The sequence below is a fragment of the Cellulomonas sp. SLBN-39 genome, assembly GCF_006715865.1.
GTDB lineage: Bacteria > Actinomycetota > Actinomycetes > Actinomycetales > Cellulomonadaceae > Cellulomonas.
In genome coordinates this window covers 2114443-2140353 of the sequence record NZ_VFOA01000001.1, presented here as the reverse complement: position 1 = coordinate 2140353, position 25911 = coordinate 2114443, and the positions used below count along the sequence as shown (strand labels likewise).

At 73.9% G+C, this 25911-nt stretch carries 21 protein-coding genes; 7 read left to right on the top strand and 14 right to left on the bottom strand.

What is annotated here, in order from left to right; genetic code table 11:
- Positions 1 to 19: 19 nt before the first annotated feature.
- Positions 20 to 1231, top strand: coding sequence for a PrsW family intramembrane metalloprotease (locus FBY24_RS09950; protein ID WP_255432328.1), 1212 nt, complete (start codon positions 20 to 22; stop codon positions 1229 to 1231).
- Between the two features lie 42 nt (positions 1232 to 1273).
- Here FBY24_RS09950 and FBY24_RS09945 read toward each other — a convergent pair whose 3' ends face one another.
- Positions 1274 to 2251, bottom strand: coding sequence for a PmoA family protein (locus tag FBY24_RS09945; protein ID WP_142160228.1), 978 nt, complete (start codon positions 2249 to 2251; stop codon positions 1274 to 1276).
- On the bottom strand, positions 2248 to 3630 hold the full coding sequence (locus FBY24_RS09940) for a Gfo/Idh/MocA family protein (RefSeq protein WP_370511024.1): 1383 nt from the start codon (positions 3628 to 3630) through the stop codon (positions 2248 to 2250). The genes FBY24_RS09945 and FBY24_RS09940 overlap by 4 nt, the downstream gene beginning before the upstream one ends.
- Positions 3631 to 3997: 367 nt before the next feature.
- Between FBY24_RS09940 and FBY24_RS09935 the strand changes: the two genes are divergently transcribed.
- Positions 3998 to 5536 (top strand): alpha-N-arabinofuranosidase, encoded by a 1539-nt coding sequence (locus tag FBY24_RS09935; protein WP_142160224.1) that lies wholly within the window; start codon positions 3998 to 4000, stop codon positions 5534 to 5536.
- 92 nt (positions 5537 to 5628) lie between these two features.
- On the top strand, positions 5629 to 6582 hold the full coding sequence (locus FBY24_RS09930) for a glycoside hydrolase family 43 protein (protein WP_142160222.1): 954 nt from the start codon (positions 5629 to 5631) through the stop codon (positions 6580 to 6582).
- 61 nt (positions 6583 to 6643) lie between these two features.
- Here the strand turns inward: FBY24_RS09930 and FBY24_RS09925 are convergent, their stop codons facing one another.
- The 6 genes from FBY24_RS09925 to FBY24_RS09900 all read right to left on the bottom strand — a co-directional run bounded on the left by FBY24_RS09925 (position 6644) and on the right by FBY24_RS09900 (position 13285).
- Entirely contained in the window at positions 6644 to 7693 is a 1050-nt protein-coding gene (locus FBY24_RS09925) for a sugar ABC transporter permease YjfF (protein ID WP_142160220.1), read from the bottom strand.
- A complete protein-coding gene (locus FBY24_RS09920; protein ID WP_174243481.1) occupies positions 7690 to 8781 on the bottom strand; it encodes an ABC transporter permease in 1092 nt (363 codons plus the stop codon). The genes FBY24_RS09925 and FBY24_RS09920 overlap by 4 nt, the downstream gene beginning before the upstream one ends.
- Positions 8778 to 10316 (bottom strand): sugar ABC transporter ATP-binding protein, encoded by a 1539-nt coding sequence (locus FBY24_RS09915; RefSeq protein ID WP_142160218.1) that lies wholly within the window; start codon positions 10314 to 10316, stop codon positions 8778 to 8780. The genes FBY24_RS09920 and FBY24_RS09915 overlap by 4 nt, the downstream gene beginning before the upstream one ends.
- Positions 10317 to 10390: 74 nt before the next feature.
- Positions 10391 to 11368: an ABC transporter substrate-binding protein gene (locus tag FBY24_RS09910; RefSeq protein WP_142160216.1), complete on the bottom strand. Its 978-nt coding sequence runs from the start codon at positions 11366 to 11368 to the stop codon at positions 10391 to 10393.
- A gap of 213 nt (positions 11369 to 11581) precedes the next feature.
- Entirely contained in the window at positions 11582 to 12685 is a 1104-nt protein-coding gene (locus FBY24_RS09905) for a LacI family DNA-binding transcriptional regulator (RefSeq protein WP_142160214.1), read from the bottom strand.
- A gap of 99 nt (positions 12686 to 12784) precedes the next feature.
- The gene (locus FBY24_RS09900) at positions 12785 to 13285 is read right to left on the bottom strand and encodes a MarR family winged helix-turn-helix transcriptional regulator (RefSeq protein WP_142160212.1); all 501 of its coding nucleotides are present in this window, start codon (positions 13283 to 13285) and stop codon (positions 12785 to 12787) included.
- Between the two features lie 112 nt (positions 13286 to 13397).
- On the opposite strand from FBY24_RS09900, the gene FBY24_RS09895 reads away from it, so the two are divergent.
- Positions 13398 to 14300, top strand: a complete 903-nt coding sequence (locus FBY24_RS09895; RefSeq protein ID WP_142160210.1) for an NADP-dependent oxidoreductase — start codon at positions 13398 to 13400, stop codon at positions 14298 to 14300.
- A gap of 39 nt (positions 14301 to 14339) precedes the next feature.
- Positions 14340 to 14711, top strand: coding sequence for a DoxX family protein (locus tag FBY24_RS09890; protein WP_142160208.1), 372 nt, complete (start codon positions 14340 to 14342; stop codon positions 14709 to 14711).
- Between the two features lie 31 nt (positions 14712 to 14742).
- Here FBY24_RS09890 and FBY24_RS09885 read toward each other — a convergent pair whose 3' ends face one another.
- The 4 genes from FBY24_RS09885 to FBY24_RS09870 all read right to left on the bottom strand — a co-directional run bounded on the left by FBY24_RS09885 (position 14743) and on the right by FBY24_RS09870 (position 18732).
- Positions 14743 to 15387 carry a hypothetical protein gene (locus FBY24_RS09885; RefSeq protein ID WP_255432325.1) on the bottom strand — a complete coding sequence of 215 codons (645 nt, stop codon included), beginning with the start codon at positions 15385 to 15387 and terminating at the stop codon, positions 14743 to 14745.
- Positions 15388 to 15480: 93 nt separating this feature from the next.
- Positions 15481 to 16413 carry a carbohydrate ABC transporter permease gene (locus tag FBY24_RS09880; protein ID WP_370510979.1) on the bottom strand — a complete coding sequence of 311 codons (933 nt, stop codon included), beginning with the start codon at positions 16411 to 16413 and terminating at the stop codon, positions 15481 to 15483.
- A complete protein-coding gene (locus FBY24_RS09875) occupies positions 16410 to 17303 on the bottom strand; it encodes a carbohydrate ABC transporter permease (RefSeq protein ID WP_140458382.1) in 894 nt (297 codons plus the stop codon). Before FBY24_RS09875 ends, FBY24_RS09880 begins: the two co-directional genes overlap by 4 nt.
- A 115-nt stretch (positions 17304 to 17418) precedes the next feature.
- Positions 17419 to 18732, bottom strand: coding sequence for an ABC transporter substrate-binding protein (locus FBY24_RS09870; RefSeq protein ID WP_142160206.1), 1314 nt, complete (start codon positions 18730 to 18732; stop codon positions 17419 to 17421).
- Between the two features lie 151 nt (positions 18733 to 18883).
- On the opposite strand from FBY24_RS09870, the gene FBY24_RS09865 reads away from it, so the two are divergent.
- Both FBY24_RS09865 and FBY24_RS09860 read left to right on the top strand, forming a co-directional pair.
- Complete coding sequence (locus FBY24_RS09865; RefSeq protein ID WP_142160204.1) at positions 18884 to 20095, top strand: alpha-hydroxy acid oxidase; 1212 nt, start codon at positions 18884 to 18886, stop codon at positions 20093 to 20095.
- A gap of 77 nt (positions 20096 to 20172) precedes the next feature.
- A complete protein-coding gene (locus tag FBY24_RS09860; protein WP_142160203.1) occupies positions 20173 to 23847 on the top strand; it encodes a glycosyl hydrolase 115 family protein in 3675 nt (1224 codons plus the stop codon).
- 9 nt (positions 23848 to 23856) lie between these two features.
- On the opposite strand, the gene FBY24_RS09855 is transcribed toward FBY24_RS09860, so the two are convergent.
- Both FBY24_RS09855 and FBY24_RS09850 read right to left on the bottom strand, forming a co-directional pair.
- The gene (locus FBY24_RS09855) at positions 23857 to 24759 is read right to left on the bottom strand and encodes a hypothetical protein (RefSeq protein WP_142160199.1); all 903 of its coding nucleotides are present in this window, start codon (positions 24757 to 24759) and stop codon (positions 23857 to 23859) included.
- A complete protein-coding gene (locus tag FBY24_RS09850; RefSeq protein ID WP_142160197.1) occupies positions 24756 to 25730 on the bottom strand; it encodes a hypothetical protein in 975 nt (324 codons plus the stop codon). The genes FBY24_RS09855 and FBY24_RS09850 overlap by 4 nt, the downstream gene beginning before the upstream one ends.
- Positions 25731 to 25911 lie beyond the last annotated feature (181 nt).

Sequence of the window (25911 nt, the reverse complement as noted above, 5' to 3'; positions counted from 1 at the left end):
CGTCGCTAGGGTGTCCCGCGTGACGACCCCGCACGCCGACGCGCACCCCTCCGCCGCGTGGGGCACCGCCCCTGCGGCAGCACCGGGACCGGTGGGTGCCGGTGCGGTGCCGACGTCGTGGCCGGGCGGGGCGCGGCGCACGAGCGCGTGGACCGACGTGGTGACGGTGCTGGGTCTGACGGCCGTGGGCCTCGCTGCCCTGGCGGGGCTCGGCGTGGTGCTGCTCGAGGTCGGGATGGGCCCGGGCACGGTGGGGCTGCTCCTGGCGCTCGTGCCGCTGGCCCTGGTGCTCGCCGGCGTGCGGTGGCTCGACACGTGGGAGCCCGAGCCGCGCGGCGCCCTGCTGTTCGGGCTGCTGTGGGGCGCGGGCGTCGCCGTGCTGCTCGCGGTGACCGTCAACGACCTGACGATGTGGTTCGTCGCGCACGCGACCGGCGACCCCGACGCGGCCTACCGCACGACCGCGCTGGTCTCGGCACCGGTCGTCGAGGAGATCGGCAAGGGCCTGGGCGTGCTGGTGATCTACCTCGCACGGCGCCGGTACTTCGACGGCGTGGTCGACGGGATCGTCTACGCGGGCGTCGTGGCGGCAGGGTTCGCGTTCACCGAGAACGTCCTGTACTTCGGTCAGGCGGGCGAGCTGCTGCCGCAGACGTTCGCGATGCGCGGCCTGGCGACCCCGTTCGCGCACCTGCTGTTCACCGCGTGCACGGGTGCGGCGATCGGGTGGGCGGCCCGGTCGCGGTCGCGGGGCGCCGTGCTGTGGGCCACGCCGCTCGGGCTCGTGGCCGCGATGGCGCTGCACTCGGCGTGGAACGCGACCGCGCTGCTCGCCGGGCCGGCGTTCCTGGCCCTCTACCTGGTGGTGCAGGTGCCGGTGTTCGTCGGCGTGGTCGCACTGGCGTTCGGGCTGCGCCGGCGCGAGCGCGACATCATCGCCGGACGGCTGGACGAGTACGGGCGGGCCGGCTGGTTCGCGCCGCACGAGGTGCAGATGCTGACGTCGATCCGGCTGCGGACCCAGGCGCGCCGGTGGGCCGCGCGCACCGGCGGTGCGGCGGCGGGCGCGGCCATGCACGCGTTCCAGCGGGACGCGACGACCCTGGCGCTGCGCCGGCAGATCGCGCTGACGGGCCGGGCGGACCTGCGCACGTACGCCACCACCGAGCGCGACCTGCTGGGCTCGGTGGTGGCGCACCGGCACCGAGTGCTGACGACCGTCGGCGGCTGACGCAGCCCTCCGGCCCAGAGCTCAGCCGTCGGGGCTGCGCCCTCAGCCGTCGAGCAGCGCCCGGCCCCGGGCCGCGAGCGCCGCGGCCCCGTCGGCGTCGGCCGGGCCCTCGGCGACCACGAGGGCGTACCGGAACCGCAGGGTCGCCCCGGTGTCGAACGGCACCTCCTCGCTGAAGAAGGGCGCAGGGTTGACCCCGGCGAACCACTCGGTGCGGGCGAACCACTGCGGCGGGTGCGAGGGGTTGGTCGCACCGTCGACGACGACGACCGTCGACTGCCGGCCGCTGCCGTCGTGCGACCCGGTGAAGCCCATCCACGGCGCGCGCGTGCCGCGCACCTCCTCGCCGCCGGCGAACCCGGGGGCCAGCAGGGTGCCGCCGGTGAAGTCGCGCGGCCCGCGCCAGAACAGCCCGCCGTACCCGGCGTTCTCCCGCCCGCGGGTGGTGGGCGAGCCGAGCGGCAGCGCCCTGTCGCTGACGTTGGTCATGGACGTGTCGAAGAGCAGGAACCACACGTCGTCGCGGTCGGCGGGCACGACGGCGGCCAGGGCGCGCTCCTCGTCGACGACGTGCTCGCCGTCCTGGGTGTGCCAGGCGAGGATGTGCACGAGGTCCACGCGCTCGGCGTCGGGGCCGCTGGTGACGTCGAGGCGCACGATCGCCTGGTGGTCCATCGACCCGTCGTTGTCGAGCTGGACGTAGCCCTGGTCGCGCACGTACGTGGGCCCGCCCCAGAAGTTCTCGTCGCCGACCACGGGCAGCGACCAGGCGACGCCCTTGTGCCACACGTGGTCGTGCGGGCGCAGCGCGGTGACGACGTCGCCGCGGCGGGTGCGCAGCGGGTGCAGGTAGGGCCGCGGGGACTCCAGCTGCACGTCGTCGGGCACGTAGACGTACCGCAGCAGGGTGGTGCCGTCGTGCTCGACGTCGACGCCGCGGCCCACGTCGTGCAGCGCGCGGGCCGCCGGGCGGGGGTCGAGGCGCGGACGGCGCGTGGCGTGCCCGCCCCCGGGCGTCACCGGGCACCCGCCGTCGCGTCGGCCGGGCGACCCGCGGCGGCGGTCCCCGCGCGGTCCGGCGCGTGGAGGGTCAGGTCGGCACCGAGCCCGAGGTCCTCGACGAGCACGGCCTGGCCGGTCTCCAGCGAGCGGTTGGCGGCGATGCCGACGGCGACGGCCCGCAGCCCGTCCTTGTACCCCGCGGCGCGGCCGAGGGGGTCGGGCGCGAGCCGCAGGTCGCGGCGGAACACGTCCATGAGCAGGATCGCGTCGCCGCCGCCGTGCCCGCCGATCCCGGCGGGGATGGGCCAGCGCTGCGCGGCCTCCCAGTGGCGCTGGACCACGAGGCGGTCGCCCTCGGCGCGCACGGAGCCCGCGAGCGCGGCGGCCGCCGCGGCGTCGGGGGTGGCCGACGGGTCGAGCACGGCGTGGCCGTCGGCGTCGAGGACGACGGCGCCGCGCTCGACGACCTCGAGCTCGGCGCGCCCCTCGGTGCCGTTGACCGTGACCCGGTACCCCTCCCAGGGGCTGTGCGCGTTGAGGGAGTAGGTGAGGGTCGCCCCGCCGCGGTAGTCGACGACGAGGGAGAGGTTGTCCTCGATGGTGATGCCGGGGGCGAACACGTCCTGGTCGCGCCGGTAGCCGTCGTGGTGCTCGGCGTCGAGGTAGAGCGAGCGCAGCCGGGGGTCGCGCGTGAGGTCGAGGGTCCACGGGTCGCCGACGGTGCCGGTGCCGCGCTCGGGCCGGGGGCCCATGCCGCGGGCGGCGGCGTTGGTGTCGCCGTAGAACCGCAGCCCGCCCGAGGCGTACACGCGGGCGGGCACGTCGTGCAGCCACCAGTTGACGAGGTCGAAGTGGTGGCTGGACTTGTGCACGAGCAGGCCGCCGGAGGTGCGCTTCTCGCGGTGCCAGCGGCGGAAGTAGTCGGCGCCGTGCACGGTGTCGAGCGCCCACTCGAAGTGCACGGAGGTGACCGTGCCGATCGTGCCGGACGCGATGACCTCGCGCAGCGTGGAGTTGCGGGGGGCGTACCGGTAGTTGAACGTCATGACGAGGTCGCGGCCGGTGCGCTCGACGGCCTCGACGATGGTGCGGCAGCCCTCGACGGTGGTGGTCAGGGGCTTCTCGACGACGACGTCGGCGCCGGCGTCGAGGGCGCGCGCCACGAGCGCGGCGTGGGTGGCGTCGGGGGTGGTGACGACGACGACGTCGACACGCTCCTCGTCGACCATGCGCTCGAGGTCGTCGGGCCCGTGCTGCGGCAGCCCGGCGGGGCCGTCGAGGCCGAGCGCGGCGCCGACCTCGCGGTCGTAGTGGTCCATGCGCCCGGGGTTGGTGTCGCACCAGGCGACGAGCTCGGCGACGTCGGCGTGGTCGCCCGTCACCGCTCCGACGTACATGCCCGCGCGGTGCCCGGTGCCCACCACGGCGTGCCGGCGGCGACGGCGGCCGGGCGGCGGGGCGGCGAAGGCGGGGACGACGCGCGGGTCGGCGGTCGTGCCGCGGCTGGACGCGGGTCGGGGCGCGGTGGGGTTCTGGTCGAGCTGCTCGGTCACGAGAGTCCTTCGACGACATCGGCGAACGGGGACGGCGCACGCACCGCCGACCACCGGTGGCGACGACGGAAAGCGCGTTCCGCGACGCGACCAGACTAGACCACCGGTGTGGCGCACGTCGCTGCGGACGCCGTTCGCGTCGTATGCTGCAGTCGTTTCTACAACGTTGTGCATCGCCGTGCACCGCCGCACGGCCCGACCAGGAGCACCGATGACCCAGCGCGCCACCGTCCTGCTGCACCCCGACTTCCGCACCGGCACGATCGACCGCCGGGTGTTCGGCTCCTTCGTCGAGCACCTCGGCCGCGCCGTGTACACGGGCATCTACGAGCCCGGCCACACGACCGCCGACGAGCACGGGTTCCGCCAGGACGTCGCCGCGCTCACCCGCGAGCTCGGCGTCTCGATGGTCCGGTACCCCGGCGGGAACTTCGTGTCCAACTACGTGTGGGAGGACGCGGTCGGCCCCGTCGAGGACCGAAAGCCGTTCATCGACCTCGCGTGGCGCACCATCGAGCCCAACACGGTCGGCACCGACGAGTTCCTGCAGTGGGCCGAGCGCGAGGGCGTCGAGCCGATGATGGCCGTCAACCTCGGCACCCGCGGTGTCGCCGAGGCGGCCGCGCTCGTCGAGTACTGCAACGGCGAGGCCGGCTCGCGGTGGGCCGACCTGCGCATCGCGAACGGCCGCGAGAAGCCCTACGGCGTGAAGCTCTGGTGCCTGGGCAACGAGATGGACGGCCCCTGGCAGATCGGCCACAAGGACGCCCACGAGTACGGCAAGCTCGCCGCTGAGGCGGGCAAGGCCATGAAGCTCGTCGACCCGACCATCTCGCTGGTCGTGTGCGGGTCGTCCTCGATGGGCATGCCCACGTTCGGCGAGTGGGAGCAGACCGTCCTCTCGTACACGTACGACCTCGTCGACCACATCTCGATGCACGCGTACTACGAGGAGCGGCACGGCGACCGGGCGTCCTTCCTCGGGTCCGGCACGTCGATGGACCGCTTCATCGACCGCGTCGTCGCGTCGGCCGACGCCGTGGGCGCCCGCAAGCGGTCGGACAAGAAGATCACGATCTCGTTCGACGAGTGGAACGTCTGGTACCTCGACACCCGGTTCCAGGGCGAGGCCGCGATCCCGCTGCGCACCGCGCCGCAGCGCATCATCGAGGACGTCTACTCCGGCCTCGACGCCGTCGTCGTCGGCGACCTCCTCGTCACGCTGCTCAACCACGCCGACCGCGTGCCCGTCGCGTGCCTGGCCCAGCTCGTCAACGTGATCGCGCCGATCATGACCGAGCCCGGCGGCGCGGCGTGGAAGCAGCCGACGTTCCACCCGTTCGCGGCCACGGCCCGACTCGCGCAGGGCGACAGCCTCGACGTGCGCGTCGACGCCGCGACCATGCCCACGAAGGAGCACGGCGACGTGCCGACGGTCACCGCCGCGGTCACGTGGGACGGGCCCCGCGAGGCCGGCACGCTCGGGGTCTTCCTGGTCAACCGGACCGCCGAGCCCGTCGAGGTCGAGCTGCGCCACCCCGGGGTGGCGCTGACGCTCGGCGGCGGCGTGCAGGTGACGGCCGACCACGAGCCGGCCGTGCACGGCCCGGAGCACGCGGCGCAGGTCGAGGCGAAGCACGTCAGCGAGCTGGCGACCGCACCGGTCACGGCGACGGGTGCCGGCACCACGACGCTGACCCTGGCCCCCGAGTCCTGGACCGCCCTGGCGGGCACCGCGACGCAGGCCTGAGCACGCCGCCGGTCGTCGACCGGCGGCACGGACGGCACGGCGGCCGTGCGCGGAGTGCACCGCGCACGGCCGCCGACCAGGGAAGGGGCGTCGTGGACGACGGCTACGGGTACCTGCTGGTGCACCACGTGGAGGACCCCGACGGGTGGGGCGAGCGGATCTTCTTCTCGCTGTCCGACGGGGACACGCCCCTGCGCTGGTGGCGGGCGAACGGCGGGCGCCCCGTGCTCGCGTCCGACCTCGGCACCACCGGGGTGCGCGACCCGTACCTCGTGGCCGGCGACGGCGAGTGGTTCGTGCTGGCCACGGACCTGCGCATCTACGGCGGCGACGACGCCGGCTGGGACGCCTGGACCCGGCACGGCAGCCGGTCGCTCGTCGTGTGGCGCTCGACGGACCTCGTGACGTGGTCCGCGCCGTGGCTGCTCGAGGTCGCACCGCCGACCGCCGGGATGGCCTGGGCGCCGGAGGCGACCTACGACCGGGCGACCGGCACCTTCGCCGTCACGTTCTCGGCGTCCCTGTACGACGAGGACGACCCCGGGCACGCCGGCGCGTCCTACCCGCGCGTCCTCGTCGCGACCACGCGTGACTTCCGGACCGCGTCGAGCCCCCGCGTGCTGATCGACCGCGGCACGGGCGTCATCGACACCACGGTCGTGGCCCACGCGGGACGCGTGCACCGGTTCTCCAAGCAGGACGACGACGCACCCGGCTCGCTGCGCCTGTTCCACGAGGTCGGCTCCGCGCTCGACGCCGACGACTTCACGGTGGTCGCGTCCCGCATCGCCGACGACCTGCACGCGCACGTCGAGGCCCCGCTGGTCTTCCGGGGCCACCACGACGGCACCTGGTACCTGTGGGTCGACCAGTACGCGACCCGCCCGCAGGGGTACGTGCCGCTGCGCACCGACGACCTCGCGTCGGGCGTGTGGCGCCCGGTGCCGCGCGAGGAGCTGGTGCTGCCGCCGAACACCAAGCACGGGGTCGTCGTCCCCCTCGTCGGCGACCGGTGGCACCGGCTCGCGGCGGCGTACCCCGCCTGACGGGGTACCCCGGTGGTGCGCCGCCGGGCCCGGCACCTCCCCGCGGGCCCGGCGGCACGTCTCAGCGCCGGCGCACGGCGAGCACGCGCTGCAGCACGACGAACGCGAGCAGCACGGCACCGATGAACACCCGCGTCCACCAGGAGTCCAGGCCCTCGCGGGCGATGAGCACCTGGATCAGCCCGTAGACCATCACGCCCGCCCCGGTGCCGAGCACGAAGCCCGTGCCGCCGGACAGCAGGGTGCCGCCGATGACGACCGCGGCGATCGCGTCGAGCTCCATGCCGATGCCCGTGAGGTTGAACCCGGACTTGGTGTACAGCGCGAACAGCACGCCCGCGACGCCCGCGCAGGTGCCGGAGATCGTGTAGACCCAGATGCGCGTACGGGCGGGGCGCAGACCCATGAGATTGATCGCCGCACCCTGGTCGCCGGCGCCCAGGCCGTACACGGAGCGTCCGAACCGGGTGTGGTGCAGCACGACGAACGCGATGACCAGCACCGCGAGCGCGACGAGCATGCTCGCGTTGATCCGCCACGACGTGCGCCCCTCGCCGAACGTGATGTTCCACGCGGCGAGCGCGGAGAACCCGGCGTCGTCGATCTTCAGGGAGTTGACGCTGACGACGTTCGCCAGCCCGCGCGCGAGGAACATCACGGCGAGCGAGGCGATGAAGGGTTGGATGTCGAACACCTGCACCATCACGCCGATGAGCAGGCCGCAGATCGTGCCGATGAGCACGCCGGCGACGAGCACCACGGCCAGCGGCAGCCCGGCGGTGAACATCTGCGCGATGGCCAGGCCGACGAGCGCCACCACGGCACCCACGGAGAGGTCGATCCCGCCGGTGAGGATGACGAACGTCATGCCGACGGCCAGCACCAGCAGGTAGGAGTTGTCGACCAGGAGGTTCGACAGCAGCTTCATGCTGACGAAGTCCACGCGGTCGGTGGAGTACCGCTCCTGGCCGACGCCCAGCATGATCGCCAGCGTCAGCAGCGTGCCCAGCACGGGCAGCATGCGCCGGTCGAACCCGCCCAGGGCCCGGCGGGCCCGGTGGACGACGGACGCGGTGGGCCGCTCGGGGCGGACCAGCTGGTCGGCGCTCATGCGGCCACCTGCTCGGCGGGCGCGGGGGTGGCGACGACGGCACGGCGGGTGCGCCGCAGCATCGCGCGCAGCGTGGGCGAGGCCGCCACGCACACGGCGATGAGCACGACGGCCTTGAACAGCGGCGTCGTCTGCGACGGCAGCTGGAAGATGATGACCGCGCGTTCGAGCGTGCTGAGCAGCATCGCGCCGACGAGCAGGCCGCCGAGGTAGAACCGGCCGCCGTCGAGCTTGGTGCCCCCGAGGACCACCACCATGATCGCGTCGAGCTCCTTCATCAGGCCGATGTTGTTGGCGTCGGCGGCCATGGTGGGCGCGCCGTACACGAGGCCGGCGAGAGCGGCCAGCGTCCCGGCGATGACGTAGACGGTCCACGTGGTGCGCCGCGAGCGGACCCCGGCGAGGCGGCTGGCCTCGCGGTTGATGCCGATCGACTCGAGGAACATGCCGAGCGCGGTGCGCCGCACGACCACGGCGACGACGACGAACGTGACGAGCGCGATGACCACCGGCATGGGGATGCCGAGCAGGTACCCGGACCCGATGGTCTTGAAGGGCGGGCTCGAGACGGTGGTGATCTGCCCCTGCGTGACGAGCATCGCGATGCCGCGGCCGGCGACCATGAGGATCATGGTCGCGATGAACGGCTGGATGCCCAGCACCGCGACCATCGCCCCGTTGAACGCCCCGCCGAGCGCACCGACCGCGAGGCCGAGCGCCACCGCCGTCAGCACGGTGCCGAGGTCGGACGGGTCGGCGGCACCGTCGAGGTAGGTCAGCGACACGGCCAGCGCGATCGCCATGACGGCACCCACGGACAGGTCGATGCCGCCGGTCGCGATGACGAGGCACATGCCGAGGGCCAGCAGCAGCGGGGTCGCGCTGTTGCGGGCGAGGTCGACGAGCTGTCCGAACAGGTGCCCGTCGCGGACGGTGACCTCGAGGAACCCGGGGCTGGCGACCCCGCACGCGAGCAGGAGGCCGAGGAGCGCGACGACCGGCCAGAAGAGCCCGTGGTGGGTCACCTCCCGCCAGATCTCGGCGCCCCGCGAGGCGGTGGTGCGCCCCGGTGCTGCGGTCGTGCTCATGCGTGGGCCCCGCTTCCGGCGATGGTCTCGAGGATGGTCGCCGTCGTGACGTCGTCGGCGTTGACGAGCTCGTCGACCTTCTCGCGGTCGCGCATGACGACGAGGCGCTGGCTCAGGCGCAGGACCTCGTCGAGCTCGGAGGAGATGAAGACGACGGACATGCCGTCCTGGGCCAGCTCGGTGACGAGCTTCTGGATCTCGGCCTTGGCGCCGACGTCGATCCCGCGGGTCGGCTCGTCGAGGATGAGCAGGCGCGGCGCGGTGGCGAGCCAGCGGGCGAGCAGCACCTTCTGCTGGTTGCCGCCCGACAGGTTGCGGATGAGGGCGTTCGGGTTCGGCGGGCTGATCTGCAGCGCGGTGATGTACCGGTCGACGACGTCGTCGAGCTGGCGGCGGGGCACGGGCCGCCACGTGCCGCGGCGGGCCTGCATCGCCAGCGCGATGTTCTCGCGCACGGTGAGGTCGCCGACGATCCCCTCCTTCTTGCGGTCCTCGGTGGAGTACGCGATGCCGCGGGCCAGCGCGACGAGCGGCGAGGTGAGCCGGGTCAGGGTGCTCTGGACGCGGACCTCGCCGGTGTCGGGGCGGTCGGCGCCGGACAGCAGCCGCGCCAGCTCGGTGCGGCCGGAGCCCAGCAGACCGGCGACGCCGAGGATCTCCCCGGCGTACAGGTCGACGTCGAAGGGCCGCACGGACCCGTTCTTGCCGAGCCCGACGACGCTGAGGAACGGCGTCTCCTTGTCGGAGTGGATCGTGATGGTCGAGCGGGCCTTCTCCTCGATCCCGGCGAGCGCGTCGCGGGACTTGCCGATCATGGCGGCGACGAGGTCGCGGCGGGGCAGCTCGTCGATGCGGTGCTCGCCGACGAACCGGCCGTTGCGCAGCACGGTGACGCGGTCGCAGAGCTCGTAGACCTGGTCGAGGAAGTGCGAGACGAAGAGGATCGCGACGCCGTCGTCGCGCAGGCGGCGCACGACGCGGAACAGCTCGGCGACCTCGGCGTTGTCGAGGGACGACGTCGGCTCGTCGAGGATGAGCACCTTGGCGTCGACGACGAGCGCGCGGGCGATCGCGCACAGCTGCTGCACGGCGATGGTGTGCGACCCGAGCATGGAGCGCGGGTCGATGTCGAGGTTGAGGCGGCGCAGGTACTCGGCGGCGGTGCGGCGGGTGGCGCGCCAGTCGATGAACGGACCGCGGCGCGGCTCGTGGCCGAGCATGACGTTCTCGGCCACCGTGAGGTTCGGGCAGAGGTTGACCTCCTGGTACACGGTCGAGATGCCGGCGGCCTGGGCCTGGTCGGGGCCGTCGAACCGCTGCGCGCGGCCCTCGACCTCGATCTGCCCGGTGTCCGTGGCGTACACGCCCGTGAGCGCCTTGATGAGGGTGGACTTGCCGGCGCCGTTCTCCCCCATGAGCGCGTGCACCTCGCCGGGGACGAGGCGGAAGGACACGTCGTCGAGGGCCTTGACGCCGGGGAAGGCGATGGAGATGCCGCTCATCTGGACGACGGGGGCGGCGGGGGGTGCGGACATCGGTGTCCTTCCTGCGGGCGGTCCCGGGCGGCCGGTGCACGGGGCACCGGCCGCCCGGGGGCGTCGCTCAGGGCTCAGTACAGCCGGGCGTCGACGTCGGCCTGGGTGATCGTCTGGTCGAAGGCCTTGTCGATGACGATGGTCTCCTTCGGGACGTCCTCACCGTTCGCGACCTGCGTGACGAGCTCGGCGAGCTGGTCGCCGAACACGGGGTTGCACTCCACCACGTAGTTGAACTTCTTGTCGACGAGCGCCTGCAGCCCGTCGCGGACGCCGTCGATGGACACGATCTGGATGTCCTCGCCGGGCACCTTGCCGGCGGCCTCGATGGCCTCGATGGCCCCCAGGCCCATGTCGTCGTTGTGCGTGAAGATCATCGTCATGTCCGGGTACGCCTGGAGGGCGGCCTCGACGGCCGTCTTGCCCTCGGCGCGCGTGAAGTTGCCGGACGCCTTGCCGATGATCTGGTCGCCGACGACCTCGCCGAAGCCCTCCTCGCGGTCGACCTGGGCGCCGGAGCCGAGCGTGCCCTGCAGCTCGAAGATCTTGGCGTCGGGCGCGTTCTCCGCGACCCACTCCCCCGCGGTGGTGCCCTCCTGCTTGAAGTCGGCACCGATCCACGTGACGAACGGGTCCTCGACCGTGGTGTCGACCGTGCGGTCGACGAGCACGACCGGGATGCCGGAGTCCTTGATCTCCTGGAGCACCTCGTCCCAGCCGGTCTCGATGACCGGGGAGAACGCGATGACGTCGACGTCCTGGGCGATGAAGTCGCGCAGGGCCTTGATCTGGTTCTCCTGCTTCTGCTGGGCGTCGACGAACGTGAGGTCGAAGCCGTTCTCCTCGCTGAGGCTCGCCTTGACGGACTCGGTGTTGGCGGTGCGCCAGCCCGACTCGGCGCCGAGCTGGGAGAAGCCCACGCGGATGAGGTCGTCGCCGCCGTCGTCGCCACCGGCGTCCGTGCTGCCGCCGCCGCAGGCGGCCAGGGCCAGGACGGTGACCGCCGTGAGCGCACCGGCGATGCGGGTGCGGGTGCGGGTGATGCCCATCATGCAACTCCTCCTTGAGCGCAGGGCCGACGTCCTCGTCGGTTGTCCAGCAAGCGTGACGACGACGATTGTGAACGTTCTCATCGAGCGGCGTCAACGGTCCTACGGTCACGAGGAGGTCTCGGTGTCGTCGCAGGCCAACGACGCCCGGCGCCCGGTGTGAGCGGTCACACCGGGCGGTGGCACGCCGGGCTGCGGACGCCCGTCGCCCGCGCGTCAGTCCGGGGCGAGCACCGGGTCGTGGCGCCGGGGCGCGGCCGTGCTCTCGCGCACGAGGAGCCGCGGGGAGACCGACACCGACGTCGAGGTCGGCACGCCGTCGCGCGCCGCCAGCAGGAGCTCCACGCACCGGTAGCCCAGCTCGTCGAGCTCCTGGGCGACGGTCGTCAGCGGCGGCACGAAGTGGGCGGCGCCGTCGCCGTCGTCGTAGCCGACCACCGAGACGTCGGCGGGCACGCGCAGCCCGGCGTCCGCCAGGGCGTGCACGACCCCGAGGGCGAGCAGGTCGTTGGCCGCGAAGACCGCGGTCGGCAGGACGCTGCGCCGCCGCCGCACCCGGCTGAGGAGCTCCTGGCCCACCCGGTAGCCGGTCTCCGCGTCCCACCCGTCGGCCCACAGCGTGCGCGGCGCGAGCCCGGCGGCCGCCATGGTCTCGCGGAAGCCGACCGCGCGCGCCCGGGCGTCGACCCACGGCGACGGACCGGCCAGGTGGAGCACGTCGCGGTGGCCGAGCCCCAGCAGGTGCCGCGTGGCGATGGTCGCGCCGGCCTCCTGGTCGACCGCGACCGCCAGCACCCCGTCGCGCCCCGGCCGGCCCGCGACGACCACGGGCACCGTGGTGCGGGACTCGAGCACCGCGGTCGCGGCCTCGTCGTGCGAGGCGATCACCACGATGCCGTCGACACCCTGGTCGAGCAGGTGCTCGATGGCCGCGCCGACCTCGGACTTGCTCTGCAGGTCGACCGTGGTGAGGCTGACGAAGACCCCGCGGGCCCGGGCGGCCTGCTCGATGGCCACGAGGGTGCGGGTGGGGCCGAACAGGTTGGAGCCCGTCGCGACGACCCCGAGCACCCCGGTCCGTCGCGTCTTGAGGGCTGCGGCCGCGATGTTGCGGCGGTACCCCAGCCGCTGCACCGCGTCGAGCACCCGGGCGCGCGTCTCGCGGGCCACGTTCGGGTGGTCGTTGAGCACGCGCGAGACGGTCTGGTACGAGACCCCGGCCGCGCTGGCGACGTCGGTGATCGCGGGCGGACGCGGGCGGGCCCGGCCGGGGGCGGAGGCCGCGCCCGGCGCGACGGCCGAGACGTCGTCGACGTCCACGTCACCACCTCCGCCGGTCACCCGCGAGCCCCCTGCAGGCGCCCGGACGAGCCTAGCCGCTGGACCTGCGGGACGACGTGGACGTCCGGCCCGCGGCGGTCACGCGTCCTGGCCGCCGCGGGGCGCGCCCGGGCGGCAGCCGGGGTGCAGGCGGTCGAGCAGCCGCGTGCCGATCGCCTCGAGCTGGCGGACCTGGGCCGCGGTGAGCTGGTCGAAGACGTGCGTGCGCACCGCCTCGACGTGGCCGGGGGCGGTGGCCACCACCTTGTCCCAGCCCTCCGCGGTGAGCGCCGCGAGCGTGTAGCGACCGTCGTCGGGGTCGGGCGTGCGCCGCACCCAGCCGCGCCCCTCGAGCCGGGCGACGATGCGGGACAGGTGCGAGAGCGTGACGTTGGAGGACTCGGCGAGCTCGCTCATGCGGCGCGTGCGCCCCTCGCTCATCGACAGCCACGAGAGCACCTGGTACTCGGGATGGCTGAGGCCGGCGTCGCGCTGCAGCTGGGTGTCGAGCGCGGCCGGCAGCCAGATGAGCGTGCCGGCGAGCGCGATCCAGGCGCGCTGCTCGTCGGCGGTGAGCCAGCGGGGGTCGGTCTCGGCCATGCACCCACCCTACCGCGCACTGACTTGACACGGAAAGTCATCGGGAGCAGGATCACTTTCCACGTCAAGTCATCGAGGCTGCTCGACGCGGCCGGTCACCCAGGAGGAACCCATGCGCGCAGCACGCTTCCACGAGTACGGCGGCACCGAGGTCCTGGTCGTCGAGGACGCCCCCGAGCCCCACGCCGGTGCGGGCGAGGTCCGTGTCCGCGTCGCCGCGGCCAGCGTCAACCCGATCGACTGGAAGGTCCGCGCCGGGTACCTCAAGGACGCGATGCCCGTGACGTTCCCCGCGATCCCCGGGCGGGACGCCGCCGGCGTCGTCGACGAGGTCGGCGAGGGCGTCACCGGCGTGCAGGTCGGCGACCGCGTGTGGGGCCTGGGCGGCCTCGGCGGCGCCACCGCCGAGCTCGCCGTGCTGTCGGCGTTCGCCCCCGTCCCGTCCACCTGGACCCTGGAGCAGGCCGCCGCGGCCGGGCTCGCGACCGCCACGGCCACCGCCGCCCTCGACGCGCTCGGGGACCTCGCGGGCCGGACGCTGCTGGTCGAGGGCGCCGCCGGCGGCGTGGGCAGCGCAGCCGTCGAGATCGCCGTCGCCCGCGGCGCGACGGTCGTCGGCACCGCCAGCGAGCGCAACCACGACTTCCTGCGCGAGCTCGGCGCCGTGCCCACCACCTACGGCGAGGGCCTGGCCGACCGCCTCGCGCAGGTCGCGCCGCAGGGCGTCGACGCGGTGTTCGACACCGCCGGCTCGGGCTCGCTGGCCGAGCTGGTCGCGATCGTCGGGGACGCCTCCCGCGTCGTCACGGTCGCCGACTACAGCGCCCCGTCGCTCGGGGCGCAGCTGGTCAGCGCCCAGAACGACTCCGCGCAGCTCGCGGCCGCCGCGGCGCTCGGCGAGCAGGGCGCGTACACGCCCCGCGTCGAGCGCACGTTCGGCCTCGACGCGGTCGCCGACGCGCACGCGTACGTCCAGCAGGGCCACACCCGCGGCAAGGTCGTCGTCACCCTCTGACCGCTCCTCCCCCGACCGCACCTCCCGAAGGAGCCCCCCGTGCACGTCGCCCTCTGGGTCGTCCAGGCCCTGCTCGCCCTCGCCTTCCTCGCCGCCGGCGGCATGAAGCTCACCCGGCCCAAGGACGCGCTCGCCACGGCCCTGCCGTGGAGCGCCGGCTGGTCCACGCCCGCCCTGCGGGCGCTCGGCGCCGTCGAGGTGCTCGGCGCCCTCGGCCTGGTGCTGCCGGGACTGACCGGCATCGCGACCGTGCTCACGCCCCTGGCCGCGGTCGGGCTCGCCGTCACGATGGCCGGTGCCGTGGTGCTGCACCTGCGCCGCGGCGAGAACCCGGGCGCGGTGCCGAGCCTCGTCCTCCTGCTGCTCGCCGCGCTCGTCGCGTGGGGGCGGCTGGGGCCGTGGCCGCTGTGACCCGCCGCTGACCCGCCCGCGCCCGGGCCCGTCAGGGGGCCGGTGGCACCTGACGGGCCCGGGCGCGGTGCTCGACCGCCACCACCGCCAGGGCGAGCAGCCCCGGCACCAGCACGGCCAGGGGCGCGAGCATCCACACGATGACGCCGCACAGGCCGACGGCCACGAGCAGCAGCCCGCTGCCGACCAGGTCGTCGCCCGTGCGGCGTCCGGCGTCGCGCATGACGTCGCGCCACACGGCGCCCCGGGACCAGCCGCCGGACGCGCGCAGCAGCACGACGACGAGCATCACCGCCACGAGCGTCGACACCACGCGCACACCGGTGCCGCCGGGCAGGTCGCCGGTGCTCGCCAGCGCCAGGTTGAACCACAGCAGCACCAGCAGCAGCACCGAGCCGAGGGCGTAGGGCCACACGCCGCGCAGCGTCGCGACGAAGTCGTGCCAGAGGTCCACGACGCGGTCCGTCTCGCCGTTCAGGTGGCGGCGCACGTGCGCCGCGCCCGCGGCCAGCGCGGGCAGGGTCGTCACCACGGGCAGCGCGAGCACGGAGACGCCGAGACCCACCAGCAGCACCTCGCTGAACAGCCCGAAGCGTCCGCCGCCGAACGCGGGCCGCAGCTCGGGCGGCGTGGGGGCACGCGGGGCGTCGGGCTCGCGGTCCTCGGGATCGCTCATGGTCACAGCCTCACACGGTCGACGACGGCGGGGCGCGCGACGGCCGGCCGGGGTGCCACCACGCACCCGGGCCGGCCGTCCGTGCGGGGGGTGTCAGCCCTTGAGGCCCTGGGTCGCGACACCCTCGACGAGGTAGCGCTGGAACACCAGGAAGAACAGCAGGACGGGCAGCAGCGCGAGGACGGCCATGGCCATCTGGGCGCCGTAGTCCGACGTGGTGGTCTGGTCGACGAACAGGCGCAGCGCCAGCGGCAGCGGGAACGTGCTCGGCGACGACAGGTAGATCAGCGGCCCGAAGAAGTCGTTCCACGACCAGATGAACGCGAAGATCGAGCTCGTCACGAGCGCGGGCTTCATGAGCGGCAGCATGATCGACCCGAAGATCCGCACGTGCCCGGCGCCGTCGATGCGCGCCGCCTCGTCGAGCTCGCGCGGCAGGTTGCGCATGAACTGGACCATGAGGAAGACGAAGAACGCCTCGGAGGCGAGGAACTTGCCGATGAGCAGCGGCACGTACGTGCCGACCAGGCCGAGCTGGTTGAACACGATGTACTGCGGGATGATCACGACGTGGAACGGCAGCAGCAGCGTGCCGATCATGAGCGCGAAGAACACGTTGCGCCCGGGGAACTCGATGCGGGCGAACGCGTAGGCGCTCACCGAGCACGAGATGGTGATGCCCACGACGGACCCGACCGCCAGCAGCAGCGAGTTGAGGAAGAACGTCCAGAACGAGACGCCCGCGATGCCTTCGAACGCCGTGACGAAGTTGTCGAACGACGGGTTGGTCGGGATGAGCGAGACGGAGCCGATGATCTCGGCGCTGGGCTTGAGCGTGGAGACACCCATCCAGACGGCCGGGTAGAGGATCACCGCCACGACGGCGAGCGAGACGGTGTGGAAGACCACCGACCGCACCCGGCGCGCGGCCACGTGGCGTCGGCGCAGCGCGACCGAGTCGGCCTCGCTCGGGACGTGCGGGCGGTCGGTCACGGTCGGCGCGTCCGCCGTCGTCGTGGGGCTCACTTGCCCTCCCCGGAGTAGTGCACCCACCGGTTCTGGGTGCGGAACAGGACGAAGCTGATGGCACCGACGACGAGCACGAGGATCCAGGCCATCGCCGAGGCGTAGCCCATCTGGAAGTCCCGGAAGCCGCGGAAGTACAGGTACAGCGTGTAGAAGAGCGTCGAGCGCGCGGGCCCGCCCGTGCCGGACGAGATGATGAACGCGGACGCGAAGATCTGGAACGCGTGGATGGTCTCGAGCAGCAGGTTGAAGAACAGCACCGGCGAGAGCATCGGCAGCGTGATCTTGACGAACTTGCGCACCGGGCCGGCGCCGTCGACCGACGCGGCCTCGTAGAGCTCGGTCGGGACCTGCTTGAGGCCCGCGAGGAAGATGACCATCGGTGCGCCGAACTGCCACACGGTCAGCAGGACGAGCATCGGCATGGTGCGCGAGGGGTCGCCCACCCAGCCGCCGGCCGGCAGGCCGAGCACCTGGCCGACCTGGTCGACGATGCCGTTGTCGATGAACATCGCCTTCCAGACGATGGCGATCGAGACGCTGGCGCCGATGAGGGACGGGGCGTAGAACGCCGACCGGTAGAAGCCCTGGCCGCGGCGGCTGTTGTTGAGGAGCATGGCCACCGCGAGCGCGGAGATCAGCTTCAGCGGGGTGCCGAGCAGCACGTACGTGCCCGTGACCTTCCACGCCTGGATGTAGTTCGGGTCCTGGAAGAGGCGGACGAAGTTGTCCAGCCCGACCCACTCCGGGGCGTTGAACAGGTTGTAGTTGGTGAACGCCAGGTAGAGCGAGGCGAGCATCGGGCCGGCGGTGAGCAGGAAGAACCCGACGAGCCAGGGGCTGAGGAAGGCGTAGCCGGCGCGGGTCTCGGCGGCTCGGCGACGGCGCATGCCGGTCCGGGACGCGGGCGTCCCGGTCGTGGGCGCCTCGGCGGTGAGGGTCACGGTGGTGTCCGATCGGTCCGGGGGTGCGGCCCGGGCGGCGTCGCCCGGGCCGCACCGGGTGTCACATGATCGCGAGGTCGGCCTCGGCGAACCACTCCTCGGCGAACTGCTCCGGGGTGATGGTGCCGTAGCCCAGGTTCTCGCCGAGCTCGAGCCACTTGGCCTCGATGGTGCCGAAGCCCTTGACGGGGATCGGGGTCGTCTCGGTGACCTGGTCGGCCACGGCCTCCTCGTACGCGATGACCTTCGCGTCGACCGAGCCCTCCTCGGTCTCGACGGCGGCGCGCTGGTCGGCGTCGGCCGGGACGCCCTTGGAGGTGCCGAAGATGCGGCCGACCTCGGGGTCGGTGAGCAGGAAGTTCACCAGCGTGGCGGAGGCGGCGGCGGCCTCGGTGTTCGCGCCGATGGAGTAGAGCATCGACGGCTTGAAGAACAGGGCCTTGTCACCGGGCTCGATGGACGGGATCTGCGTGATCTCGATGGTCTCGGTGCCCGAGTCCGCGACGTAGCCGGCGAGGAAGTTGTCCCAGCTCATCTCGGACGCGGACTCGTTGGCCGTGAACCCGCCGAGCGGCTTGAGCGCGACACCGCGCTCGACGGGGTAGGTCGCCCCGGCCTCGCGCAGGTCGGCGGTGAGGTCGAGGAACTCCACGACGTCGGCCTCGTCGAACCCGAGGGTGCCGTCCTCCTCGAAGGGCGTGACGCCCTTCTGGAGCAGCCACTGGATGAAGAACCAGAACGTGCCGGTGTAGTCGCCCGCGCCGTAGATGTCGTAGCCGTCGGCGGTCTGCTCGCCGGCGGCCGCGACCTCGGCGATGAAGTCGTTGTAGTCGTCGAAGGTGTACGTCTCGGCGTCGGGGAACTCCGTGCCGGTCTGCTCGAGGAGCTCGGGGTTGTAGAACATGCCGAGCGTGTTGGTCGACGTCGGGATGCCGATGGTCTTGCCGTCGAGCACGCCCGCCTCGAGGAGCGTCGGGTCGAAGCCCGAGGTGTCGATGGTGCCGTCGTCGACGAGCTCCTGGAGGTCGAGGAGCTGGCCGCTCTGGTTGAACTCGCGCAGGTACGACAGGTCGAACTGCATGACGTCGGGCAGGTTGCGCCCGGCCGCCTCGGTGGAGCGCTGCGTCCAGTAGTCGGGGAACGCGGCGAACGTGCCGTTGACCGTGATGTTCGGGTACTGCTCGGAGAACAGCTCGAGGGCCTCGTTGTACCGCTCGGCGCGGTCGTCGTTCCCCCACCACGTGAAGTCGATGGTGACCGGGGTGTCGTCGTCGACGCCGGCGCCGCTGGTGCCGGTCTCACCGCTGCTGCAGGCCGCGAGGCCGAGTGCGGCGACGGCGACGACGGTCGCTGCCTTCAGGACGGGTCGCTTCATTGCGATGAGCCTCCTTGCTCGGGGGTGAAAGCGCATTCCGCACGCTAGGTGCGCCCTGGACGGGGTGTCAACGCCTCGCGATGAAACGTTACAATCCTGTGGCCCCCAGGGGCAACCTCCGCCCGACGACGCGCACCGAGGGGACCGTGACGTGACCCGACGCCAGCTGCCCAGGTGGTCCGAGCTGCAACCGTTGCTGCAGCCCAGGCCGCTCCGGCTCGACCCGACCGCCCGGCGCCTCGAGGACGCCCTGACCGTCGCCGACCTGCGACGCGTGGCCCAGCGCCGCACCCCGCGGTCGGTCTTCGACTACACCGACGGCGCCGCCGAGGGCGAGGTCACGCTGCGCCGCGCGCGCCGCCTGTTCCGCGACCTCGAGCTGCGCCCGTCCGTGCTGCACGACGTCTCGCACGTCGACACCACGACGCAGTACCTCGGCCGCCCCTCCGCGCTGCCGTTCGGGTTCGCCCCCACCGGCTTCACGCGGATGATGCACCACGAGGGCGAGCGTGCGGTCGTGCGGGTGGCGCAGCGCCGCGGCATCCCCTACGCGCTGTCGACCATGGGCACCACGTCCATCGAGGACGTCGCCGCCGCCGCGCCCGACGCGCGCAGGTGGTTCCAGCTGTACGTGTGGAAGGACCGCGCCGCCGGCGAGGACCTCATGGCCCGGGCCAAGGCCGCCGGGTACGAGGCCCTCATGCTCACCGTCGACGTGCCCGTCGCCGGCGCCCGCCTGCGCGACACCCGCAACGGGTTCTCCATCCCGCCCGCGCTCACGCTCAAGACCGTGGTGGACGCCGGCATGCACCCCGCCTGGTGGATGAACCTGCTCACCACCGAGCCGCTGCAGTTCGCGTCGCTGAGCTCGTGGGGCGGCACCGTCGCCGACCTGCTCGACAAGCTGTTCGACCCGACCATGACGATCGCCGACCTGGAGTGGCTGCGCGCGTCGTGGGACGGCCCGCTCATCATCAAGGGCGTGCAGACGGTCGAGGACGCCCGGCGCGTCACCGACGCCGGGGCCGACGCGGTCGTCCTGTCGAACCACGGCGGGCGTCAGCTCGACAAGGCGCCCGTGCCGCTGCGCCTGCTGCCCGACGTCGTCGAGGCCGTCGGCGACCGCACCGAGGTGTGGGTCGACACGGGCATCACGCACGGGTCGGACGTCGTCGCGGCGCTCGCGCTGGGCGCCCGGGCCACGCTCGTCGGACGGGCGTACCTGTACGGCCTCATGGCCGGCGGGGAGCGGGGCGTGGACCGCGCCGTGCAGATCCTCGAGCGCGAGGTGCGCCGCACCATGGCGCTGCTGGGCGTCAACGACGTCGCGTCGCTGGGCCCGCAGCACGTGCGCCTGCCCTGACCGTCCGGGCGGGCCCGGCACTCCCCCGGGCCCGCCCGTCCCGACCCGCACGACGCCCCGGACGAAGGAGTCCCCGCGTGCCCCGTCTGCCCCGCCTGCTGCCCACCACCGACGGGGTGCGCGTCGCCGCCCCCGGCCGACGCACCCACGTGGCCGTCGACGCGGCCGAGACCCCGGCGGTGCACCTGGCCGTCGACGACCTGCTCGCCGACGTCGCCCGCGTCGCGGACGTCGCGACGACCCGCACCGCGGCCGTCGCCGGGGCGCAGGTCGTCGTCGGCACGCTCGGCACCAGCGCGCTCGTCGACGACGCCGCCGACCTGCTCGACCTGGACCCGCTGCGCACCGCCGACGGAGCCCCCCGCTGGGAGGCGTACACGCTGCAGGTCGCCGACGGACGGCTCTGGGTGGTCGGCGCCGACCGCCGCGGCACCGTCTACGGCGTGTACGCGCTGTGCGAGGCGATGGGCGTCTCGCCGTGGCACTGGTGGGCGGACGTGCCCGTGCGCCGGCGGCCGCACGTGACCGTGCCGCACGACCTGCACGTGGCCGACCACCCGTCGGTGCGGTACCGCGGGATCTTCCTCAACGACGAGGAGCAGCTCGAGGCCTGGGCCCGCCGGCACACCGACGACGGCACGATCGGCCCCGCCACGTACGCCCGCGTCTGCGAGCTGCTGCTGCGCCTGGGCGGCAACTACCTGTGGCCGGCGATGCACGTCAACGCGTTCAACGCCGACCCCGAGAACGGCCGGCTGGCGCACGAGCGCGGCGTCGTCGTCGGCACCAGCCACTGCGACATGCTGCTGCGCTCCAACCAGCACGAGTGGGAGCCCTGGGCGGCCGCGCACGGCGGCGACCTCGTCTACGACTGGTCGGTCCCGGGCCGCAACCGCGAGATGCTCCGCGAGTACTGGCGCGGCAGCGTGCGGCAGAACGCGGGGTACGAGGTGACGTGGACGCTCGGCATGCGCGGGATCCACGACTCGGGGTTCGAGACCGCGCACGTCGACGCCGACACGCGCCTGTCCGAGCCGGAGAAGCACCGCGCCCGCCTGCGGCTGCTCCAGGACGTCGTCGCCGCGCAGCGCGACGTGCTCGCCGAGGTCCTCGGACCGGAGCGCGCCACCGACGCCCCGCAGGTCTTCGTGCCGTACAAGGAGGTCCTGCCGCTCTACGACGACGGGCTCGACCTCCCCGACGACGTGACGCTGCTGTGGTCCGACGACTCGTTCGGCCACGTACGCCGCTTCCCGACGCCCGCGGAGCGGGACCGCCGCGGCGGGCACGGCCTGTACTTCCACCACTCGTACTGGTCGCCGCCGCCGCGCAGCTACCTGTTCCTCTCGTCCATGCCCCTCCCGCACGTGCGCCGCGAGCTGCGCCGCTCCTGGGACGCGGGCATCCGCGAGGTCTGGGTCGACAACGTGGGCGCGCTCAAGCCCCTGGAGCAGGACGTCGAGCACTTCCTGCGGTACGCGTGGGACGTCGGGCACGAGGCCGCCGGCGAGGACCGGCCCACCGCGGACCCCCGCGCCTGGACCGCCGCGTGGGTGGACCGGGACGTCAGCGGCGGGCACGGGGAACGGGTCGCCGCCCTGCTGGAGGAGTGGGCGCAGGTCACCGACGTGCGCAAGGTCGAGCACCTGTCCTCGCGCGCGTTCGACCAGACGGCGTGGGGCGACGAGGCGGCCCGGCGCGTGGCCGCGCTGCACCGGCTCGCGGCACAGGTGGCGGACGTGCACGCCGCGCTGCCGCCCGACGAGCGGGACGCGTTCGTCCAGCTCGTCGCGTTCAAGGTGTGGGCGTCCGCGCTGGTGGCGGCGCAGTTCGCGCACGCCGACCGGTCGCTGCTCGCGCACGACCAGGGCCGGTGGCGCGCCGCCGACCACCACCTGGCGCTGTCGCGGGCCTTCGACGCGCACAAGCGCGCGCTGCTGCACTTCTACGACCGGGTCATGGCCGGCGGCAGGTGGCGGGACCTGGTCACGCCCGAACGCTTCCCTCCCCCGACGACGGCGATGTTCCCCGCGGCCCGGCCGGCGCTGCGCGTCGGCGCACCGGAGCTCGTGGTCGTGGCGTGGGGCGACCCCGGTCCCGTCGACGCCCCGCGCCTGACGTTCTCCCCGCACGGTCCCGCGGTCCGGTGGCTCGACGTCGGCAACGCCGGCTCGGGCACGCTCGACGTCGAGGTCACGGTGGACGCCGGATGGGTCCGTACCGACTGGACGGGCGGCCCCCTCGACGTCGAGCGCCGCGTGGCGGTGCGGGTCGACGACGCGACCGCGCACACCGGTCGGTCCGCGACCGTCACCGTCCGCACGCCGCACGACGGACGCCGCGTCGACGTGGTCGTCGAGGTCCTCGACGTGCCCGCTCCCCCGGCGGGCTGGGACGGCTGGCTCGAGGCGGACGGCGCCCTCAGCCTGCCCGCGGCGCAGGCCGACGAGCGCCACGACGGCGCCACGACCCGGTGGCAGGACGTGCCGGGGCTGGGCCGCGGCGGCGGCGCGCTCGTCGAGGTGCGCCGCACGGGCGGCCCGCACGGTGCGACGACCACGGCCCCCGCGGACACCCCCGCGGACGGGGTGGCCGACCCGGCCGCGCTCGTCTTCCACGTCCACCTCGTGACGCCCGGCGCGCACGAGGTCGAGCTGCACCGGCTGCCCACGCTGGACTCCACCGGGCGCGTGCGGGTGGCGGTGCAGGCCGACGACCGCCCGCCCGTCGTGCTGGAGTCCCCGACGACCGACGAGCACCGGGGCACGTGGGAGACCGCGGTCGTCGAGCACGTCGAGCGGCTGCGCACCACCCTCCCGTGGCTCGACGCCGGCCCGCACGTGCTGCGGGTGCTGGCCGTCGACCCCGGGGTGGGCCTGCACCGCGTGGTCGTGCACACCGTCCCCGCCGTCGGCGCCCGGGGTCGCACCGCCCTCGGGCCGCCGACCAGCGCCCGCACCGACCGGCCCGCGTCCGCCGCTCCCGACCCGGACCCGCTCGCGACCGCCGAGGCCGAGCTCGCCCGCCTGGACGCGTTCGCCCGCGACGTGCTGCGCACCGACCCGGCGGACGTCCCGCTGCACCCGGTCGTCTACGTCGGCCGGCAGATGTGGGCGGGCCCGACGACGTTCACGCCGAACGAGACCGTCGAGCAGGACGCGCTCGGCCCCTCCCGGTACGCCGCGGCGCCCGACGGCGGCCACGACCGGCTCGCGGCCCTGCCGAGCGGCCCGGTGGTCGAGCGCGACGGCATGCTGGCCGTCGACGTCGCGCGGGCGCTGCGCGGCACCGCCGACGCGTGGACGACCCCGAGCCTGGACGCCCCGCGCACCGGCTGGGTGCACACGCAGGCCGAGACCGCCGGCGGCACGGGCCTGGCCCTGCACGTCGACGCCCCCAAACGGGAGTGGACCGACCCGCACGAGGCGCCCGGCGTGCACGTGCGGGTGCGCACCGACGGCGGGCGGTTCGCGGTGTGGGCGCTGGTGAAGTACGACCACGACCGCGACGACGCGTGCTGGCTCGCGCTCGACGGCACCCCGCAGCCGGCGTCCGAGCAGCTGTCCGGCGGCGACCTGTTCACGTTCGGCACCACGCAGGTGTGGGTGTGGGCGCTCCTCGCGGACCTCGACGTGCCGCCGGGCGATCACGTGCTCTCGGTGCTCGCCCGGCGCGCGGGCCTGCGCGTGGACCGCCTCTGGCTCACCCGCGACGAGCGCCGACCACCCCCGGACGCCACCTGGCCGGCGTGAGCGGCACGGTCACGCGCACGCCCCGGTCCTGACGCCGGCCACCTCCACGACGCCGACGCGCACGTCGTCCTCGCACCGCAGGTCGCCGTCCACCACGACCTGGTCCACGGAGACCAGCCGACCGGCGTCGACGACACGCACGTCGCCGCCGACCCTCACGACGTGCCCCTCGGGCGGGTCCAGGCCCTCGAGCGGGTGGCCCGGGGGCGGCTCGAAGTACCCGAAGCAGGAGTTCTCCGCGTGCCGCGCCGTACCCACGTGCAGACGCCCGCCGACGGAGCGCACGACGAGGTCCTCCGCGACGGTCGTGCCGCACACGCTGCTGGTCCCGCGCTCGGAGAACGTCAGCCCCCGGCCCAGGTCCGACCACGAGACGTCCACCGTGGCGTTGCGGAGCACGGGCAGGTTCACCCAGCCGCCGATGCGGCTGCCCGTCACGAGCGTGCGGGACGTCGTCGTCACGTTGACCGTGCCGTCGACCTCCGCCTCGATGAAGGTCAACGAGCCGCGGCCACGCACGTCGCCGCGGACCGTCGACACGTGCGCGTCCAGGGCGGCGTGGACGGGGGCGGTCTGCGCCCAGCCGTCGAGCCACACGTCGCCCTCGACCGTCGACCAGGCGAAGAACGCGTACCCCGAGGTCAGGACGTCGCCGAGCACCGAGCTCTGCCGCACCTCGGCCGACCCGCCGGGGTCGACGAGCAGGTCGCCGTGGACCCCGACCTTCGTCAGGCGGCACGTCGCACCGGCCGGCACGAGCACGTCGGCGTAGATCTGCTGCCGGGCGACCCGCGTGCCGTCCTCGCAGACGAACCGCCCGCCCGGTGCGGGCGCGGCCACCGCGGCGCCCGCCGGCGCGAGCACCAGGGCGACGACGAGGAGGAACGCCCGGAGCCCCCGACGCCCGCTCACGGTGACGCCTCGGCGCACGTGCCGGTGCGGACGCCGTCGACCTGGACGATCCCGAGCCTGACCGGTGCGTCGCACCGCAGGTCGCCGAGCACGTGCACCTGCGAGATCGCGACGAGGTCGCCCGCGAAGCGCACGAGGAGGTCGCCGCCGACCGTGACGGCCTGGGCCGCGGGCCCGACCTCGCACCGGTTGTTCGACATCCGCGGCGCGGCCCCGACGCGGATGTGGGCGCCCGTCGTGCGCAGGACGAGGTCGTCGGCGACCGTCGTCCCGCACACGGTGCCGTTGCCGTACCCCGAGAACGTCAGACCGCTGCGCAGGTCGGACCGGGCGACGTGGACGACCGTCGCGCCCAGCACCGGCAGGTTGACCCACCCGTCGATGCGTGAGTCCGTGATCAGGGAGCCCCGGCGGGTGGCGTACTGGCGGTGCGGCGCCGTCACGTTCACGGCACCCTCGACGTGCACGTCCCGGAACCACAGGACACCCCGGCCCCGCACGTCCCCGCGGACGGTGGCACGTCCGGCGGCGAACAGGGCCGGACGTGTCGCGACCTCCCGCCACCCGTCGAGCCAGACATCACCCGCGACCGTGGAGGACTCGAGGTCGACGCCGCCCGCGCCGAGGACGTCGCCCAGCACGGAGCTGCGCGCGACGTACACCCCGGCTCCCGGGTCGACGAGCAGGTCCCCGTGGATGCCGGCCTTCTCGATCGTGCACCACCCGCCGGCGGGGACACGCACGTCGGCGTAGACCTGCCGGTGCGCGATCGGCGTGTCCTCCTCGCAGACCACCGGCCCGCCGGTCGCGGTCGGAGCGGCCTGCGCGGGACCGACGGCCGTCGTAAGGAGCGCGAGCCCCGCGAGCGCCGCCGCGAGCGCACCGCAGCGGCGCGGGCGGTCGAGGAGACCCCGGCGCCTGGTCCAGCGCTGCGGGTGGGTGCGGCGGTCGTGCGTGGTCGAGTCGTGCATGGGGTCCCCCAGCCCGGTGCGGCGACGTCACGTCGAGCATCGCACCGCCAGGGCCGCATGACGATGCCCCGGGGCACCCGTCGGGCGGGCGGCGATCGTGAGAATCGTTTCATACCGGTCACGGGCGACCTGTGCGCCACCTAGGTTCGCCCCGGGCGCGGTGCCCCTCGCACCGCGCAGC

Bases quoted from the DNA above. Each gene is read 5' to 3' on its own strand.
- FBY24_RS09910 (WP_142160216.1), bottom strand. From the start codon at position 11,368: ATGATGGGCATCACCCGCACCCGCACCCGCATCGCCGGTGCGCTCACG.
- FBY24_RS09935 (WP_142160224.1), top strand. From the start codon at position 3,998: ATGACCCAGCGCGCCACCGTCCTGCTGCACCCCGACTTCCGCACCGGC.
- FBY24_RS09920 (WP_174243481.1), bottom strand. From the start codon at position 8,781: ATGAGCACGACCGCAGCACCGGGGCGCACCACCGCCTCGCGGGGCGCC.
- FBY24_RS09900 (WP_142160212.1), bottom strand. From the start codon at position 13,285: ATGGCCGAGACCGACCCCCGCTGGCTCACCGCCGACGAGCAGCGCGCC.
- FBY24_RS09940 (WP_370511024.1), bottom strand. From the start codon at position 3,630: ATGTACGTCGGAGCGGTGACGGGCGACCACGCCGACGTCGCCGAGCTC.
- FBY24_RS09895 (WP_142160210.1), top strand. From the start codon at position 13,398: ATGCGCGCAGCACGCTTCCACGAGTACGGCGGCACCGAGGTCCTGGTC.
- FBY24_RS09850 (WP_142160197.1), bottom strand. From the start codon at position 25,730: ATGCACGACTCGACCACGCACGACCGCCGCACCCACCCGCAGCGCTGG.
- FBY24_RS09925 (WP_142160220.1), bottom strand. From the start codon at position 7,693: ATGAGCGCCGACCAGCTGGTCCGCCCCGAGCGGCCCACCGCGTCCGTC.
- FBY24_RS09875 (WP_140458382.1), bottom strand. From the start codon at position 17,303: ATGCGCCGTCGCCGAGCCGCCGAGACCCGCGCCGGCTACGCCTTCCTC.
- FBY24_RS09870 (WP_142160206.1), bottom strand. From the start codon at position 18,732: ATGAAGCGACCCGTCCTGAAGGCAGCGACCGTCGTCGCCGTCGCCGCA.
- FBY24_RS09915 (WP_142160218.1), bottom strand. From the start codon at position 10,316: ATGTCCGCACCCCCCGCCGCCCCCGTCGTCCAGATGAGCGGCATCTCC.
- FBY24_RS09885 (WP_255432325.1), bottom strand. From the start codon at position 15,387: ATGAGCGATCCCGAGGACCGCGAGCCCGACGCCCCGCGTGCCCCCACG.